Source organism: Polynucleobacter sp. UK-Mo-2m-Kol15 (genome assembly GCF_018881505.1).
Classification (GTDB): Bacteria; Pseudomonadota; Gammaproteobacteria; order Burkholderiales; family Burkholderiaceae; genus Polynucleobacter.
In genome coordinates this window covers 1-255 of sequence record NZ_JACVQC010000009.1, presented here as the reverse complement: position 1 = coordinate 255, position 255 = coordinate 1, and the positions used below count along the sequence as shown (strand labels likewise).

At 36.1% G+C, this 255-nt stretch carries 1 pseudogene; it reads left to right on the top strand.

The window, feature by feature from the left end:
• Positions 1 to 47: 47 nt before the first annotated feature.
• Positions 48 to 255, top strand: a pseudogene (locus tag ICN43_RS11105) (acetylglucosamine transferase); the annotation flags it as partial.

Below are 255 nucleotides of genomic sequence, written 5' to 3'. Positions count from 1 at the left end.
AGCAGTTCTATACCGAAAAAGTCGTATCGCTTCCCGATACCTACATAGTGGATGATTCAAAGCGGCTTGCTTCTTCTAGGGTATTTACAAGAGCAGAGCTTGGGCTACCAGAGAACGTATTTGTATTCTGTTGTTTTAATAATGACTATAAATTTAATCCACAAGTTTTGGATGCTTGGGCTAGAATTTTGTTACAAGTAAAAAATAGTGTTGTATGGATATCGGAAAATAATCAATCCTTCAAAGGCAACATAA